At 30.7% G+C, this 1,435-nt stretch carries 1 protein-coding gene; it reads right to left on the bottom strand.

Features of this window, described 5'->3' with window-relative positions; genetic code table 11:
• Window positions 1-549: 549 nt before the first annotated feature.
• A partial coding sequence (gene repM / locus A3G3_RS13635; protein WP_019520340.1) for a replication initiation protein RepM occupies window positions 550-1,435 on the bottom strand: 886 nt, incomplete at its 5' end.

The following is a 1,435-nucleotide window of genomic DNA, read 5'->3' as shown; positions in this document are numbered from 1 at the left end:
TTTTGACAGGAATTATATTAGGGAGATTCGTTCCAAACAACACAGTACAAGGCTGTTGGGGTATGGGATTATAATTTAAAACATTTTCAAATTTATGGTATTGCCTATGTTGAACAGGAAACTTATATGGTTGTGTGTATCAATATATTTAATAAATTTATTTCTCAAAATGCCTATAATTTATGCTTTATTAGAAAGCCTTATTTTAGGTTATACAATACTTTTAAGTATAAATATTTATGGAAATAAAATTGTGAAAAAGAACAAATATTTAATTATTTTAATTTTTTCACTAATATATATATTTACTTATTTTAATTATAAAATAATAACAAATATTACGATTACTATCGTTCTATTGCTATTAATAATGAATTTTATATCCACTTTATTAAAAATTCATAAGAATAAACAGTGATAAATTTCATTTTATTTAGTAGGGTAAACTCCACACACCTTTGCCTAATGGCAAATGCAGAGGTGCAACGCTACTTTGCAATCAACCAAGCCCAAAATGTTATTGCCGCCAAACAACATGACAATATATGACTAAACTAATTTAAACCCCACCATCTCCAAAAACGGCTTATAAAAATCGGATTTGGTGGGGTCTAGCAGTTCATCAGCGATTTTGTTTGCAAAATCATCAGTACTAGCCCCAACAGGGGCATAACTGCCCAATTCTGGCAAATTCGCCAGTTTTTTGGCAAACATTAGACGCTGTTTGTCAGTCATTTTAATGATAGAACTTTGTTTACTTTTATCATTAACAGATTTTTGTTTATCTTTTTTCTGCTTAAAACTAAAGGTAAAGCCAACAATTTTCCGCCCTTGCTTTTGTTGTTCGTATTTTACGTCAATATCGGTATGTTGGTTAATTTGTTTAACTGCTAAATCCAATACATATTTTTTAAAATCGCCCATCGCTTTATATTCAGTCTCTAACAATCCTAGTCTAAAACGTAATTCTTCTAAACTAATTTTTAATATTTTTGTGGTTTTAAAACGTATTAAACATTCATACAACCGCATAGAATAACGACTTTGCAATTTTGCCACTTGTTCTATTTCATAAGTTGTAAAGGCTCTTTCAAGCTCCACCAACATCGGAATAATAGCGTTGGCAAACATAAATTTAACGGTCGCTTCGTTTTCTACATATTCGGCAGATTGGGTGAAACGTTCGTAACGTACCGCTAAATTACCATGATGATTAATATACCTGTACCCCCATTTTGCATCAAATAGACCTATTACAGCCTGTTTTAAAACCCTGTAAGCCGTTGTTCTATCTACTTTAAAAACTTCCATATAATCACTAGCATGAATAATTAGTTCCTTACCATTTAGTTGCTCAACATTATCACAAAACTCTCTAGCCTTTAAAATAGCAATTAAAATTAATCTTTGTTCCACTTCACTAAGCTTATGGCTT

It is taken from the genome of Moraxella boevrei DSM 14165 (genome assembly GCF_000379845.1).
Lineage (GTDB): Bacteria > Pseudomonadota > Gammaproteobacteria > Pseudomonadales > Moraxellaceae > Faucicola > Faucicola boevrei.
This window is presented reverse-complemented; position numbering and strand designations above follow the sequence as displayed.